9 protein-coding genes are annotated in these 15,239 nt (G+C 57.4%); 7 read left to right on the top strand and 2 right to left on the bottom strand.

Annotated elements, in window-relative coordinates; all coding sequences use genetic code 11:
• Positions 1 to 778: 778 nt before the first annotated feature.
• Both M729_RS0113910 and M729_RS0113905 read right to left on the bottom strand, forming a co-directional pair.
• Entirely contained in the window at positions 779 to 1,567 is a 789-nt protein-coding gene (locus tag M729_RS0113910) for a hypothetical protein (RefSeq protein WP_027161893.1), read from the bottom strand.
• A gap of 222 nt (positions 1,568 to 1,789) precedes the next feature.
• Positions 1,790 to 2,107, bottom strand: coding sequence for a hypothetical protein (locus tag M729_RS0113905; RefSeq protein ID WP_156949290.1), 318 nt, complete (start codon positions 2,105 to 2,107; stop codon positions 1,790 to 1,792).
• Positions 2,108 to 6,631: 4,524 nt separating this feature from the next.
• Between M729_RS0113905 and M729_RS0113895 the strand changes: the two genes are divergently transcribed.
• The 7 genes from M729_RS0113895 to M729_RS01000000135020 all read left to right on the top strand — a co-directional run bounded on the left by M729_RS0113895 (position 6,632) and on the right by M729_RS01000000135020 (position 15,047).
• Complete coding sequence (locus M729_RS0113895) at positions 6,632 to 8,548, top strand: hypothetical protein (RefSeq protein WP_027161891.1); 1,917 nt, start codon at positions 6,632 to 6,634, stop codon at positions 8,546 to 8,548.
• A 406-nt stretch (positions 8,549 to 8,954) separates the two neighbouring features.
• Entirely contained in the window at positions 8,955 to 10,142 is a 1,188-nt protein-coding gene (locus M729_RS0113890) for a hypothetical protein (protein WP_027161890.1), read from the top strand.
• A gap of 10 nt (positions 10,143 to 10,152) precedes the next feature.
• Positions 10,153 to 11,346, top strand: coding sequence for a caspase family protein (locus M729_RS0113885; RefSeq protein WP_027161889.1), 1,194 nt, complete (start codon positions 10,153 to 10,155; stop codon positions 11,344 to 11,346).
• Positions 11,347 to 11,355: 9 nt separating this feature from the next.
• A complete protein-coding gene (locus M729_RS0113880) occupies positions 11,356 to 12,963 on the top strand; it encodes a hypothetical protein (RefSeq protein WP_032808433.1) in 1,608 nt (535 codons plus the stop codon).
• Positions 12,964 to 13,061: 98 nt separating this feature from the next.
• Positions 13,062 to 13,256 carry a hypothetical protein gene (locus M729_RS0113875; RefSeq protein ID WP_027161887.1) on the top strand — a complete coding sequence of 65 codons (195 nt, stop codon included), beginning with the start codon at positions 13,062 to 13,064 and terminating at the stop codon, positions 13,254 to 13,256.
• Positions 13,257 to 13,563: 307 nt separating this feature from the next.
• Positions 13,564 to 13,815, top strand: a complete 252-nt coding sequence (locus M729_RS0113870; RefSeq protein ID WP_027161886.1) for a transcriptional regulator — start codon at positions 13,564 to 13,566, stop codon at positions 13,813 to 13,815.
• Positions 13,812 to 15,047, top strand: coding sequence for a tyrosine-type recombinase/integrase (locus M729_RS01000000135020; RefSeq protein ID WP_245267567.1), 1,236 nt, complete (start codon positions 13,812 to 13,814; stop codon positions 15,045 to 15,047). Before M729_RS0113870 ends, M729_RS01000000135020 begins: the two co-directional genes overlap by 4 nt.
• Positions 15,048 to 15,239 lie beyond the last annotated feature (192 nt).

Genomic DNA, 15,239 nt, shown 5'->3' with positions numbered 1-15,239 from the left:
GCAAGTCGCTTCCCAAGCGAATCGGAATAACACCTACCTATATCTGATTGACCACCTCATAAACACGGTTCGGAAGCGCACGAGCGTTATGTTTACGAATTAACCATGCAGGCGTCGCGCGCCTTGAAATCCCCATTGAATCCAGATCGGAAGAAATGTTTGTCGCGACCGCCCGGTGGCACCGACAAAACCGTTTGCCAACAGGACGAGGCGTCGAAGGCCACCAGTCCTGTTGGACGTTCGCACCGGCGTTGGCCGGCGCCCAAGGAAAAAGGCGCATAAACCGCAGTCCTGCGCGCGTCCGCACATGCGGACATTGTCGCGCGCGGGACGGAGGAAATTCGCCGCCGCCGCAGGCGGTAACAGGACAGCCGTAGGAGCGTCAGCATAGCGCCGGCCGCAGGACGGGACGCGGGACCGACTGTCCCCCGTCTGCGGCGGCCCGCATGACTTTGCATGACGACGGCAGCTGACCAGCCGTGATCGCGCTCAGTTCGGCTCGGCAGTCAAGTCGCTGATCGGCAACGATGCGATTGCATTGAGTTGGCCTGGATGAAATTGATGAGGTCTTGCATCCATCCAACTCCCTCAATTGCGTGGCAGCTTGTGAGTTTCCAGCCTGACAGGCTCGCCCCTGTCACAGCGCGTGCAAAAAAGCGCCCGCTCGACCGAACTGAACAGAGCGCCTTTGCCATAGCGTTTCATGAGGCCGGCTGGCTTCTCCGTCACCAAGCCAGGCCAGCCCTCGCGGCAGTCCTAGGTACATCGAATCAGCGGTCTAAGCGCGCTTGAAGTCGATGCGGTGCGCCATCCCCGACTTGATCGATTCCCAACAATCGATTCCGTTGCAGGACAATGTTACGCGCGAAATGGAAGCCCTGAGTTCGCGGGCTGAAGGGCGGCACGAGAGAAACTCGGCAACAAAAGCTTGCACGGACGTCGCGTTTGCAGCGCTCGGCAAGAAGGCAAGAAGAAAGCTAAAGCTCCGCAGGTGCACTGCCCTCAGCACTTTGGATCCGGTCGGCGCGTTGTAGCCAAGAAACCCGACACGGTTGATTTCCGGCCGTACTATCGCAGGCAGACCGGCTTGCCTCTCCTCTGCCGGCATGTTGCTTGGATATGTCATGTCCAGGAAAAGCCGAACGGTCCGCCCTCCGGATGTATTTTGCCCCAGGATGTAAGGAATCAGTGGTTGAAAGACGGGCACGTCTGAACCGCTGATGCGCGCTGAGTTGTACGACATCTTCAGCAACCAGCGTTTCAGCAGATGGTAGTCGTAGTCCAATGTCACCTGCTCGCCACGCTCGCGGATGATGCTAAAATAGCGATCGAAGGCCTCGCAGATGTAGCTATCCAGCTTCGACAATTCACCGTTGTTGCAAATCGCGCAAACGTCTCGAATGGTTGGCTCGTTTGGGAGCGCCCTATCCAAACGAGCAAGCCAGAATTTCTGCTCGCCGCCGTCCAGCAATGCCACAACGCGTCTATGGAGACTGGCCGGCCAAAGGTGTTCCTTCGTCCGCTTCTCACCCGTCGGACCACAGAATGCGCATATCCAGCGTTCCACATGATTCTCCAAAGCAGACTGACACAGAATCGGCACTGGCCCATCAAATCCTCAAGATATTGAGGACTATGGAAGTGGTTTTCAACTTGACCGGCCAGTATTCGCCACTCACCCGGGGGGGGCGGGAAGAACTTTGAGCGCTGCACGCGCCACAAGGCGCCTTCCGCCTAACTTTCCCGCACCCCGACCGTTACCCCCACTCGAAAGCAGATGCCCAAAGAGCTATCTTCCTTGCGATGCCAAGAAAGGCCACCCACGACCGACATGGATCCCGCGCAGGCCGCGGGTCAGCACGCGCTGCGCCTCCAGCATTCGGGCTGCGTGATGCGTCTCCAGGTGCACCATCGGCATGCCACGCGCCGAGGGTTCGCGATGCAGCCAGGCCGACCATCCGGTCGCCTCGTGCCCGACCAGATGCAGCCTGGACGCACAGGGCCCGAGCACGTCGAAGATCGCATTGGCATCGGTCGGTGCGCTCATCTCCAGGACGACCGTGCCATCGCGGCCGTTGATCAAGGGACTGTAAGCGGGCCAAGCCAATTACGTAGTCCGTCCCCTAACACCCTTAAATTCCCGCGCTTCTGATAACAACAATAGCGCTACCTCTGCACGTCAGGTGCCCGAATGGAGACAAACAACAGCAACTTCGCTGCAAGCGCGATAGCGAAATGACTGTGGCCCGGCCCGGTCTAATAGGTGCGCAACAAGCCAACATTCGTTAAAATATTGCACCGTTTAGCCGATTTGTTGGGGATTTGGAGGAGCAGGGTCTTGCAGAACGGACGGCTGCAAACTTACCAGACAAGTAGATCATGCCCACCATCTCCTCGTCACAGCTGCCACCGCCAAAGAACTGGGACGAGTTCGAGGATATCTGCGCGGATGTGTTTACGCGTGAGTGGAACGATCCCAACACAGTGCGGCACGGCCGGCAGGGCCAACGGCAACATGGCGTCGATATCTATGGCGCTCGTGAGGCGTCGCATCTTGGTGTGCAGTGCAAAGGAAAGAAGGTTTGGCCGCCCACACCACTAACCAAAGAGTCGATCACGAGTGAGGTCGAGAAGGCTAAGTCATTCACTCCGCCCCTAGCAGAATTCACAATCGCGACGACAGCGGAGAACGACCAGCTCCTCCAGGGGCACGCCCGCAAGATTACCGAGGAGCACCGCAAAGCCGGTTTGTTCTCAGTTCACGTTCTGGGCTGGGAGGAAATTCAGCGCCGGCTGACCACGTATCCCGAACTAGTAGAAAAACACTACGGGTTTGTCGCTCTCGCTTCGGTCGATCGCAAGGTTGATGACCTACAGCGCTCGGTTGATCGCATCCTCAATGTCGTCAGTGTCCGTGTCGCGCCCACCGAAGCGGGTGAAGGAGCTGGCCCACCTGCTCTCACTGATCCGGCTGCTAATCAGACAAGCCTTGCAGAGGCTTTGGAGCGGGACTTTTTCGCGCGCTACATGCGCGCCCTTCGGCGGGGCGGCTTTGTAGAAGCAGCGTCGGTCGATGAATTCGCTTTGCTGGCGACCGATCTTCGGCAAGCGAGCAATCGATGGGTCTCCACAGTGCTCAAGCGTCGCATATTCCTGCGAGCTGCTCGAAGCCAAGCAGTCCGCGGCGCGATAAACGATGCGGAGACGTTTCTTGAATTAGGTCGAACGGCCAATGGCGAGGATTCAATCTTGCCGGCGGAGGCGCGGTTGCAGGCGGCACGAGGCGATGTTGCGGGAGCCGTGCGGTTGCTACGCGATGAAATTGACCCCGAGTGTCGCGGCGTCCTGCTCCACCTTCTGCTTGCATCCCAAGGTCCTGCCGACGCACGCAAGTGGTTCGATGGATCCAAGATTTCTGTATCCGAGTTGTCTGCGGGCGGCGCTCAGACGCTGATCGAGATAGCGATCAACGAGCATGACCTCGCACAGTCGGCACGATACCTCGCCGAGGTAACTGACAGCCAAATCGAATTCGATCCGAACCTCCTGTTTTTGAGAGCGTGCGTTCGGTTCGCGCTCCTCTTCCCAAAAGCGGATCAGATCCACATCGCGAGGGGGGTTCCACTTGATATTCGTGGTGCGCTGCCGATCCGGGATGACACGGGGTTCGCAACGCAGCTCGATCTCGCGTTGGCGGATTTCCGCGCTGTTCGGAAGGATTTGCATGCCCTCGGACTAACGCACGCCCTGGGTGTGGCTGATCGATACATTTACTGGGCCGAAATGCTGCATCCAACTCTGAAGGAGGCCGCCCTTGCTCGCCTTCGACGTGAAATGGAAGAGCCCAGGACTGCCGTACAGTTTCTGTCGTTCGCCCTCGCATTCGATCCAGTCTTCGACCCAACTCCGATTCGATCATATCTTGAAAAACGCGAGGCGTTTGGCGGACTTGATGACGACGACCTGAACGCGCTCCTGACCCTTAGCTTCCACACCGCCGATCCGTCGCAAATGGTGAAGGTCGTCGCGAAATTCCGGCAACAACTTGGCGAGCTGTTCTCGCCTGAAATCATTGCCAATCTGGAAATTCAAGCGCTTGCGAAAACCGGCGACGCCACGTCGGCTCGCTTGATCTTGGATCAAATGCGCGCACGGCTGGATCAGTCCACTGTGCAGGCGCTGGAAGTTGAAATAGCGAAGGCGGAAGGAGCCGATCCGGTTACCGAGCATAAGAAGGCATATGAGCGCGATCCCAACCGCGAAACGCTTCGTGCTTTTGTTCACGCGCTGATGGCGAAGAGTGATGACCGGGCGGTCGGCGAATTTTCCGAGAAGCTGTTTGAGCTTTCCGGCGATCCGACAGACCTCAGAAATGCTCTCGTCGCATACGCTGCATCCGGTGACGAAGCCAACTTCAGGCGGCTGGCAGTTCTCCATCCTGATATCGTCACCAAAGACGGAAGACTCCTAAGAAATTTTGCGATCGTGCAATACCGGGGCGGCTTGCTTAAGGAAGCTCGACAAACCCTCGACTCGCTTGTGAACGCCTTGCCAGGCGAACGCGATTTACAGCTTGAAGTCGCCATAGCAATCGAAATGGGAGACTGGGAGGCTCTGGCATCGCCGATCAGCGCCTACCTCGCCCAGTCATCCAGATATAGTGGCCTAGAGCTCATTCATGCGGCGCATCTTGCGCAGGGGATCGGCGGTTTGCACTTAGAAGCCCTGATCGATGCCGCGATCGAACGATCGCCTGATGACGCGCATGTGCTGATCGGCGCGTATTCTCTTGTGTTGGATAACGGACTGGAAAACAAGAAGCCGGAAGCCCAAGAATGGTTCCGGCGCGCAATCGACTTGTCCGGTACCGATGGGCCAGTAAAGCGCTTTGAACTCAAAGAGCTGTTGTCATCTCAGCGAGAATGGTCGGCGCGCACGAGCAACATCACCGGGTCGGTGGTGGCTGGCGATCTTCCGCTGTTTATTGCCGCACCGGGGCTGCGGACCACGCTCGTAGATGTCGCGCTTCGTGGACTGATCCAGAACTCAGAACAACCCGATGGCCGGAAGAAATCAATTCTGCCGCTTTTCAGCGGCTCACGTCCCCCATCGCCCCTCGAAGACGTCAAGCGGATTGCGATCGATCTATCTGCTGTGCTGACTCTCGGATGGGTCGGCTTGCTACCAAAAGTGTTGGAAACCTACGAGCAGACCATCATCCCGGCCGGGGCGCTGCATGAGTTGTTTGCGGGGAAAAATCGCATCGACAATCTGCAACGGTCACGAATTGTCGAAGCCCGGGCGATCGAAAAGGCGGTCGCGCGAAACCAGCTAAAAGTTATGAAGGACCGACTCAATTCGTCGGATTCTCTGACGCAAGACGTGGGCGAAGAGGTCGCCCGACTGCTTCGAGCTGCCCAACGCCTTGAAGGGGTCCTTTTGCATCCGGCGCCGATCCGCCGGGTGTCGCTTGAAGACAATCGGGTTTTCGATGCTTCAGCCTATGAGCGAAATTTGATTGACCTTCATTCGGTGCTCGATGAGTTGGTCGACCAAGGCAAGATTGATGCTGGGACGGAAAGTATCGCGCGCAAGTTCTTCCGGCTGCAAGACCAGCGATGGCCGAATGGCGCGAAGGCTGATACTGGCAAAGCGATATTCATTGACGGGCTGTCGTTGACGTATCTGATGACCGTCGACCTCCTGGTGCCATTCCTTGATGCGTTCAACCAAGCCTACATCGATGTTGCCACTGAACAGCAAGCCAAGTCACTTATCGATGCCGAAGAAGGCATCCAGCGGATAGTCGAATTCATTAATCTGATCCGGCACGCTATTCGCGGGGCTTATTTGCAAGGGAAAATTGTGTTCGGCGCGAGAAATCCGGGCCGACACGAACAAGACGACGACATGCCTTCGTCCACCTTCTACCTGCTGCATGATCTGCGCGACGTCGATGCGGTCGTAATCGACGATCGGGCAATAAACAAAGAGGGATTCGCGGCCGACAGGCAGGGAAACAGGACTCCTGTCGCGACGACGCTCGATATTCTAACGGATTTGGAACGGCGGGGCGCGATCAGCGATCGGGAGCGCCGCCTGTGCCGACACAGACTTCGCCAAGCAGGTGTCGGTCTCGTGCCGGTCGATACCGAGGAGCTAGTGATTGCGGTCCAGCACGGCAGGCCTGGTCACGGCGCGGAGTTCAGAGCAATCCGGGAAAGCCTTGACCTTGCCATTCTGCGCGAGTTGCCGCAGTTCCCTGCCGAGATCCGTTGGCTCGCAAGCTGCTTGTCAGCAATCAAGCACGCGATCATCCAGGTATGGGAAGCGGAGCCAGATCCAACTCGCGCTTCATCGTACGCGGACGCTCTGCTGGCGACCTTGCCGGTTCCGGATGATTGGATCGGCAGGNGGAAAGAGCCCCCGCCGGGGTGGAGCACAGCTGTCGAGACGGCCATGATGAGCGGGCTCCTGATTCCCGTCGAGTTGTCGGACACGGCACTCAACAATTATCTCAAATGGGTTGACAAGAAAGTTGTTGGCGGCCTGCACGAAAGGTCACCGCACACTTATAACGCCATCGTCGAGCACGTTAAGACATTCGTGATGGCCATTTCGGAGGAGAGTAATGATATCGATCCCTCCGAGTAAGCTCCGGCGCATGAAGGCGATGTACGCCCTTCAAAAGCTTCCAACCTCAATTCGCTCTGCCGTACTGGCCGATGGCGAACTCGCCCGCATCTTCGGTATTTCCCTTGAGCGGCCTGTTCATCTCGGCGAGGTGGAAGTCGTAAGCTTCGAACAGCTTGTTGGCGCGTTTCGAAAGATCGTGGACGGGAAGAAGGGCGTGAAGCTGACAAACCAGTCGGGAACGGAGGTCGACGCGAAACTCAACCTTGCGAGTGACGGCGCGATGATCGTTGAGTTGCCGCAGCATCGCTTCCGTTTCAATTTCGCCAGTCTTCTTGCGACAAAAAAGGTACGGCGCCTGGCCGCCTTCGACGAATTTGCGTCGAGATTCTCACTGCCCGCCGATGGGCAAGCCCAGGCTCGAGCTCGGCTATCCCGCTCGAAGCTTGATGAGAAAGCTTTTGTCGAAACGGTCGATCTGTTCTCGGCAAGCCCGGAGCTTTTTGCGGAAGAACTGCGGGTGAAGGCTGAAGCGAGAGAAGATATTACCCGAGAAGATTTTTTTCCTGAGCATTGCGGCTATTGGGATGCTCTGATCCCAGCACCTCGGGAAGCGGGCAATTTGAGTGAGTACGTTGCAGCGGAACTGACAGACGAGTGGCGGCGGCGTCTTGGCGTTGGTCCTGGTCGGGCCATTCAGTCGTTGATCGGAACGTGCGCATCTGCGCGACTGACGCCGGTGGGGTTACTTAGTCTCGCCGACCCGGATGACGTTGCAGTCGCCATAACGGGCAACATCCCTGGGTCGAGTCCGTACGCGTTGGTCGGGATGTTTGAGGTCTGCGCTTCACTGTCAGCTTCGCAAGGCCGGTTTGCCGATCTTGGTGAAAGGCTTCTCGTCGAGCTGGTTGGCGATATGACCCGGTTGGAGAATTCGTGTCGGGTCTATGCGGCAGCGTTCGTCGTCACCACTGCCTACCTGGCGCAGCATGAGATACTCAGAGAACGACCTGCCTATTGGCGTAGGATCGCCGCCGCAGCACATGCGAGCGCGATCTTTATGGCCTTCGCCAAAATGGAGTTGCGTTACGATCAAATTGTGCCTTGGGCTATGAGGCTGTCCGGAAATGAGTTTGTCGTCTCAGTATTCTTGGGCTTTTTTGATCAGCCTTTGTGGCGGCCAGAGTGGATCGATCCACGCTACCTCGTGGCCGACATGGTCGGTCGAACTCTCAATGCTGTTCACACTGTGCGTGACCATGTGGCCACAAAATGGAAGCCGCATACGGAGAAGGCCCGCGCGGCGATTTCGGAGCGAGGAATGGAATTTGCCATGTTTCTTCCTTCACTGCTGGAGGGAGAGCGGAAGGCAGCCTACATGGACATGCCCGCGGAAAGTGGCATCGGGGAGAAGTTCCATCAGTTTTGCGAGGAGCCGAGCATGGAAAGGTTCCACCCGCTGACGGATGTGCTTATGCACTTTAACATTCCCCGTCGGGGGCATGACGCGATCAAATCGTTGCTAGAGGGGTTGCGCGGCGGGAGCCCAACGTCGGACAAACGTCCCGTGATCAACGGCTTGTCGACGCTTTCTCAAATCGCCGCTCGTGACCATAACACGAGCCTTGCCGAATCTATAGCCAATGCGGTGATTGAGCTCTCTGCCGATGAGGCCAATAGCAGCCACCCCAGCGAGGCCGCGTGGCGGATCATTGAGTGCGCCGGTGCGCAGCCAACCAAGCAGGCGCTCCGTGCTTGGCTTGCGGAGAAGCTAGAACGCCTAGCCTTCGCTATTCCGGCTCCCCCGTCCATCAGTGAATTGCCTGAGCTGATATTGATGATGCGAGCCTTTGATCCGGCACTCGGGATTTTATTAGCGCGAGCCGGAGCAGCAGCCCGGTTGGCTCGGTCCTAAATTTCGCGACGGATCGAGCCGAAAATTCGCCTTGGACCGACCCGTATTGCTAGGCGTACTATGACATCAGCCGAAGTTGTCACTGTGCCACCGCTATGCTCGCCGCCCGACCAGGTCCGGGTACGAATGCGACCATCAGTTTCAAACTGAATCACTACCACCGCCATCGCTGAACCCATGCCACGATTCAGGTTCGTTGTAGGACCAAGCTGTTGCCGCAGGTGAAAAGCTTCCGGGACCATAGAAATCACAAGTTAAGTTGTGCCGACGGGCCATCTCGTCAGCCGTCTCAGAGCGACATGGTGTAATTGCTTCCCCTTCCTTGTACTTTATTGTCGTTTTCCAGTTGTGAGACGGCAAACTCCGGCCTACAGCTGATTCTGGCAATGGCAAGGAGGATGCAGGGGTGCCAATAGTCTTTGTTCATGGCGTCAACAACCGAAAAGAGGATGCCGGTTTTCTAGACGATCAAGCGCGCAAACAAGAATATTTGAAGACGCTGCTTGCTGGACCGCTCGGCCTCGATGTCGAAAAAACTGCGATCAGTTTTCCCTATTGGGGAGGCGACGGGGTGAAGTTCTTATGGAACCAGGCCTCCCTTCCTGGTGGTGGTGTGGAGGCTCTTGCCCTCGGACAAGCGAATGCCGAAATAGACTTGCGACTTCAGGAGGCCCGCGAACAGGCTGGAACTGACATCGTCAATCTCGGCGATCTCAGTCGCGCCAAAGGATTCGCGGATGCAGTCGACTTGGTGTGGGACACTGCTTCTGCCACATCAAACGCCTCGCAAAATGTCGAAAGGATCGCCGCTGCATATGAAGCCTCGCAGCGCTATCTGCAATCGAACCCCGCGCCTGCATGGGCGATGAAAACCCCGCCCCTATCGAACGCCGAGTTTGTTGACGAACTCATGAAAGGGATAGAAGCACTTCCCGACGGCGACCCAAAACTCGAAACGCTCAGCTTGAGTGGCTGGCTTCAGTCGACACGGGAGGCGTTGGCCCGCCTAGGCTCGGCTCCCAGCGACGCGATGACGGCTGCCACCCTCTCGCTTGCGAGGAGGTCAATGCACACAAAGGCGTCTCGGTTCTTGGGGGATGTTTTCGTCTACCTCAAAAACCGCGGCACGGCTGCTGCGCCCGGATCTATCGTCAATGAGGTCCTTGGGGCGTTGCGAACAGCCGAAGCAGCAAAGAAGGCCGGCGATGACAAGCTGATCATTATCGGCCATAGCCTCGGGGGTGTGATCGTCTACGACATCCTGACCTATTTTGCCCCGGAGCTGAAGGTCGATCGCCTCGTAACGGTCGGCTCACAAGTCGGCCTTTTCGAAGAAATGTCACTCTTCGGCAGGGTGCTCCCGGCGGGGATGCCCACCGATCCGAAGAAAGATCGGATTTCGCGCAATCCGAGTGTCGCAGTGTGGCTGAACGTCTTCGATACGAACGATGTGTTTTCATTTTGTGCCGAAGCGATCTATCAGGGTGTGAAGGATCTTCAGTACGACACCGGCTATGGGATGATCGATGCCCATGGCGGATACTTTGCCCGGCCGAGCTTCTACAAACGCTTGCGGATACGTCTCGCGCAGTAGAGAAACCTAGATGAGCCTGATTTTTGAATCGCAAGCTATCAAAGGCGATCCTACTGCCGCCGCAACGCATGTACTGCTGATTGGCTGTGGAGAGTACCCAAGCATCGCCAAGGCCGGATACGGAAGCCTCAAGCCGCTGTCGTCGCCGAGGCTCTCGGTGGAAGCCATTGCGAATTGGTTTTTAACCGGCGTTGATGCCATGCCCCTTGGTCAAGCCAAAGATTCGAGCGAGGCATTCTTCAATAGCGAGGCGCCCCTAGGATCCTTGGCGATGCTCACATCTCCATACCATGCGTTTGCGACGCCGTTTGGGAGCTCGATCACGCCCACCAGACCGACAATCGCCAACATCAGAGCAGCGTACTTAGCCTGGCTAGAACGGATCGCGCTCAATTCAGATAGCCGCGGCGTATTTTATTTTTGCGGTCACGGCGTCAGCGACGGATTGACACAATATCTCGTGGCAGATGACCTCGGGGAAGATCTCAACAACACCTGGGATGCCGTATTCCACTTGACAAATACGGCCCAAGCTTCGATTCGAAAGGCTAAGGCGAGCCTATTCTATTTCATTGATGCTTGCATGGAACTCAGCGAAGAGATGATCAACCAGATCGACTCGCCACGAGCTCTTATAGGTGGGAAAAGAACCGGTACCCCCACGACGAATGAATGGGCAATCCTCCGCGCCACCACTGCCAACCGCATAGCCTACGCACCCGAAGGCGGTGTCGCCAAGTTTACGGCAGCCCTTCTTGCGGCACTTAAAGGGCACTGTGGCCTTCAACATCCAAGTGGCAACGGCTATGGCGTGGGGATTGCAAGTCTGCGAGAAGCTATCTCCGCATTCTTGGAGTTTGAACAGCCGGACGCCGGCGACGATCGTCAGAAGGTGGGAGCCACCGAGGGTGACGGCACTTGGACGGTCCCAATGCACATCCAGGCCAAGCGCCCTTCCATTCTGCTGGAACTGGACGTCGTGCCACTAGGTTTTAGGCCTTTAGCTCAAGCCTTCATGGAAGATCCTGCGCAAGCCAGAGATATCAAGTCGCTTTCAACTGGTCCCGCCAAATTCGTTCGGGAGCAGGGAGAGTGGACTTATGGAGCCAACTCAACCGATTCGACCTCGTTTAAAGAGCAGATCTTGAGCAAGCAGTTTCTCACGCAGGCTGCATTCCGGCGCCGTTTCACGGTCTCGTCTTGAGAGGATCACGTGACAGATCTGATAATTCACATTACCGGCTCTAGCCAGAACAATCGGTTCCTAACGTTCCCGGTTGACGTTTATTCTCCTCTCGGTGACCTCGTTGCATCGGGAACCGCCTCGCCAAGCCGGCCTGGCAGTTTGACCTTCGCTAATGGCAAACGCGGTCCGTTAGACAGAGTGCACGTCGTGATAACCCTGCCTAGCGGCGAAACCGCTCAGCAGATCGTGGACCTGAAGAACGGTAAAAGCGAAGCCCGTTTCGACATTAGGAGCACAGTGCCGACGGAATGGCTTGAATGGGTAACCCCGTTTCATTCGTTGGATCATCTCGTCGGAACCTCAGGCATTGCTGCGCGTCGCTCGATCGGCAAGGTTTGGATGACCTTGTGGTCGTTGTTGGACGGGCTATGGCAGGGCAGCTCGCTTGATGCCGAAAATCGCCTGAGTGATCGCAGCGGCGTTCAGCAGATCACGATCGCCGTACCTAACAACCCACACCTGCTTCAAATCGGTGGCGACGAATTCGGCTGGCGGTTGGTCTCACTACCACCCGCCCAGCGAGTGCGTGTTGCTTTGACGCGCAGCGCGCGCGAGAAAGGCGACACGATCGATGTCACCGTATCGCGTGAGCAACCGGACAATGAGATCATTCTGGCTTATCTCTCGGGTGGCGCGATCACCGAGGCGAATCGCCTTGCCGACATACCGGAGGTGGCGGACCGCCTCTTGGAAGAGAAAATCAATGATCCCATCTCGGCGGTGGCAGCGGGATATTTCCTTCTGCGAATCAATAAATTGTCCGAACGCAGAGACTGGGTCAGGAATCTGATGAACTGGTTTCCTGCAATTGCCGATGGCGCAATCCTTTCAGCGACGCTGGCGGCACAGACAACAGGTGTAAAAGAGACCGAAATTCGTAAGAGCATAGATGTTGCTCTCGACCGTGGCCTGCCGATCTTCTCTATCGGCGCAACATTTCTTCACCGCACAATGTCTGCGGTTCACCGCGGGCGCCATGAGACGAAGAGGTTTCACCAGTCTTACTTGGCGCTGCAAGCCTATGTCAGAGCCGCATCCGCTTTGGGTCCGTATTTTGCTTTTCGGGGGTTGAGCCCCGCGGAGCCGACATGGGTCTCAATTTTTGGCCAAGAAGACAATCCTGGCTTCGGTCTGAGCAGCGATGGCACACCGCTTCAACGCCTCGTCTATGCGCGACCTGCCACGGTTCGCGGGCGCTACGGTCGAACCGCTGTCCAGCTGCCCCTAGCCCCAGTGAGCGCCAGTGCAGAAACCGAAGTCCAGACGCAGGCAGTGTTGGAGTCTCTCCCGTCTCCAGGAACCCCCGGCGTGCAGATACGACCTCTGGATCGACGACGGAACGGCCGTGGGCTTCCATTTCGCGAGACCACCTTTCTGACTCACCTATCTTTGCCGACTGAGCGTTCAGTTACACCGCCCCCCCCATCGTCCGGTTCAAGGAAGTCCGCAGCGCCGACTGGTTTGAGGGATAAGGCTATCCCTGACGCGGTTGGCACTGCTCCGTCACCAAGGCAATCGGAGCGTTACTGGAGGGAACAGCGCGAAGCGAACGCAGTCACCTTCTTTGAGGACTAGAGGGGCTAGCAGGCACTGCTGCACCGACGAGTCGCAAGCTGGCTTCGGTTGCCTGACCGCCTACGACGACTATCCCGCGTCCGAATTAAGCGAACGTCGTGGTCTTCAACGAAGACGGCATCGACAACCTTCGGCATATCGTCGACGAGCGCAGGGCTGCGGATCACGCCGAAACCTACCGCAGAAAACCGTTGCCCAAAATCATAGCCCCGCGGCCCTCGCCGAACGGTTACCTGGATGTGGGTGCCGACCGATACATCCCCGGCCAAAAGCCCAAAAACCGCCCCGGTTAGACCGAGACGGTTCGGGTGTGACAGAAGTGGTTGCGGGGACAGGATTTGTATCTGCTGACCTCGCTTGCGAAATCCCTGCAACAGACGAACTCGGTTGCAGCGCTGTATTGGCGGTAGCGGTCTCCCGGCTCGAAGCCCCGCGGCCGCGGTCTGCTATCCTATTTTCACGTCGCCACCGCCGTTTGCCGCATTGGCCGGACAGATCCATTCCAGGCATTCCAAGGAAAGGGTAGCGTGATTGCTTCTTAGGTGAATGCTCCACTGTCGCGGAACTCAGCCCGCGAGGCGATGTGCAGCGAGTAAAGCAATGAAACGCGCACCTGGCGGGCTCCCGCTGTTCGGCATTAATCGAGAACAGGCAGCGGTAGCTATCGGCGTCAGTCCAACGACGTTCGACCAGATGGTCGCGGATGGCCGTATGCCACAACCGCGGATGCCCAGCAAAGAGCGCTATGTCTGGGACGTGGAGGAACTGGCAGAGGCATTCGGGCGGCTACCACACCGCAACAGCAAACTTGACGGCATGTCCTCCAGCGATAATCCTTGGGATCGCAGATGATGGACGTGGCGAGCACCATGGTGAAATTCAATCTGAAAGGCGTTGTCGAAGACAGGGATCGGCACGGCAATATCCGGCTGTACTTCCGCGCACCGGGTAGAAAAAAGATCCGTCTGCGAGAAAAGCCAGGTTCAGCCGAGTTCCACGAAGAAGTGCGCTGCGCGCGAGATGGCGTTCCTTATGCTTCGGCTCAGAATGTGGTCAGGCCTGTAGTGAGGCCAGTGGCCCCGCCGGGCAGTCTGATGTGGCTTTGCCAGGAGTATTTCCGGCGCGGTGGCGCAGAGGTCGGCGAAGGCACGATGCTTCGACGACGAACGATACTCGAAGGCGTGTGCAAACTGCCTCACCCGCTGAGCGGGCCGGTCAGTCCGGACTTTTCGACGAAGGGTTCATTACCTTTCGCGGCCATGAAGCGGGCTCACGTCAAGGAGCTTCGTGATACCCGGTCAGACGCTCCAGGGGCAGCCAACAATATCACAAAAGCCATTAGCGCAATGTTCGCCTGGGCCAAGGATGCCGAGCTGGTCGAGGTCAATCCGGCAAACGGAATAAAGCGCCTGACTTCGGGCAATGGCGAAGGTTTCCACACCTGGGAAGTGTCGGAGATCGTCCAGTATGAGAAACGGCATGCGCGCGGCACCATGGCTCGTATGGCGCTGGCGATTTTCATGTTCACAGGTTTGCGACTGTCCGATGCAGCAATCTTTGGCAGACAACACATTACCCAGGTTCGCAACAAGGATACCGGGACCTGGGAGAAGTGGATCAGGATCAAGCCTGGCAAGACCGACAAGAGCAAGGTGCGCAAGGAAGCGATTGTCGTCGAACTGCCTCTGCTCCCAGAACTCGAGGATGAGCTTTCCTTCGCCCCGGCCGGCAACCTGACATTCCTCGTCACCGAGTATGGTCGGCCTTTCTCGGAAAACGGCCTTGGCAACAAGATGCGCCAATGGTGCGACGAAGCGGGGCTCCCGGGCTGCAGCGCCCACGGGGTCCGCAAGGCAGGCGCCACCGTTGCCGCAGAAAACGGTGCCACGCATGAACAGCTGAAGGCGATTTACGGCTGGACGACGTATCAGCAGCCCGATCATTACATCCGCAAGGCACGCCGCCGGATAGTGGCGCAGTCTGCCCGGACGCTTCTGGTATTCGATCGAAACGAGAACGAAAATGTCCCACTTTTGGAGGGGGTGGAAGAGAGTGGGACAAAAAAGTACAAAAAACCCAATTAAATCAACGGCAGAGAAAGCCGATGGTGGGCCCGGAGGGCCTTCCACCAAGGAAGGCTTCGGTTCGGGGCCGCCATGCTCTCTTCGAAAGTAGCGGCTATGACGCCAAGGATGGCATTTGAAGGACCCCCTTAGGGTGATTGTGTCCAATTGCGCGCGATCGCTTGGATCAAAATCGCGGGAACGCGACCGTAT

The sequence above is a fragment of the Mesorhizobium sp. WSM1293 genome (assembly GCF_000513875.1).
GTDB classification, from domain to species: domain Bacteria; phylum Pseudomonadota; class Alphaproteobacteria; order Rhizobiales; family Rhizobiaceae; genus Mesorhizobium; species Mesorhizobium ciceri.
This window is presented reverse-complemented; position numbering and strand designations above follow the sequence as displayed.

Excerpts from the sequence above, each read along its gene's own strand:
- M729_RS0113895 (WP_027161891.1), top strand. The coding sequence starts at position 6,632 with ATGATATCGATCCCTCCGAGTAAGCTCCGGCGCATGAAGGCGATGTAC.
- M729_RS0113885 (WP_027161889.1), top strand. The coding sequence starts at position 10,153 with ATGAGCCTGATTTTTGAATCGCAAGCTATCAAAGGCGATCCTACTGCC.
- M729_RS0113870 (WP_027161886.1), top strand. The coding sequence starts at position 13,564 with ATGAAACGCGCACCTGGCGGGCTCCCGCTGTTCGGCATTAATCGAGAA.
- M729_RS01000000135020 (WP_245267567.1), top strand. The coding sequence starts at position 13,812 with ATGATGGACGTGGCGAGCACCATGGTGAAATTCAATCTGAAAGGCGTT.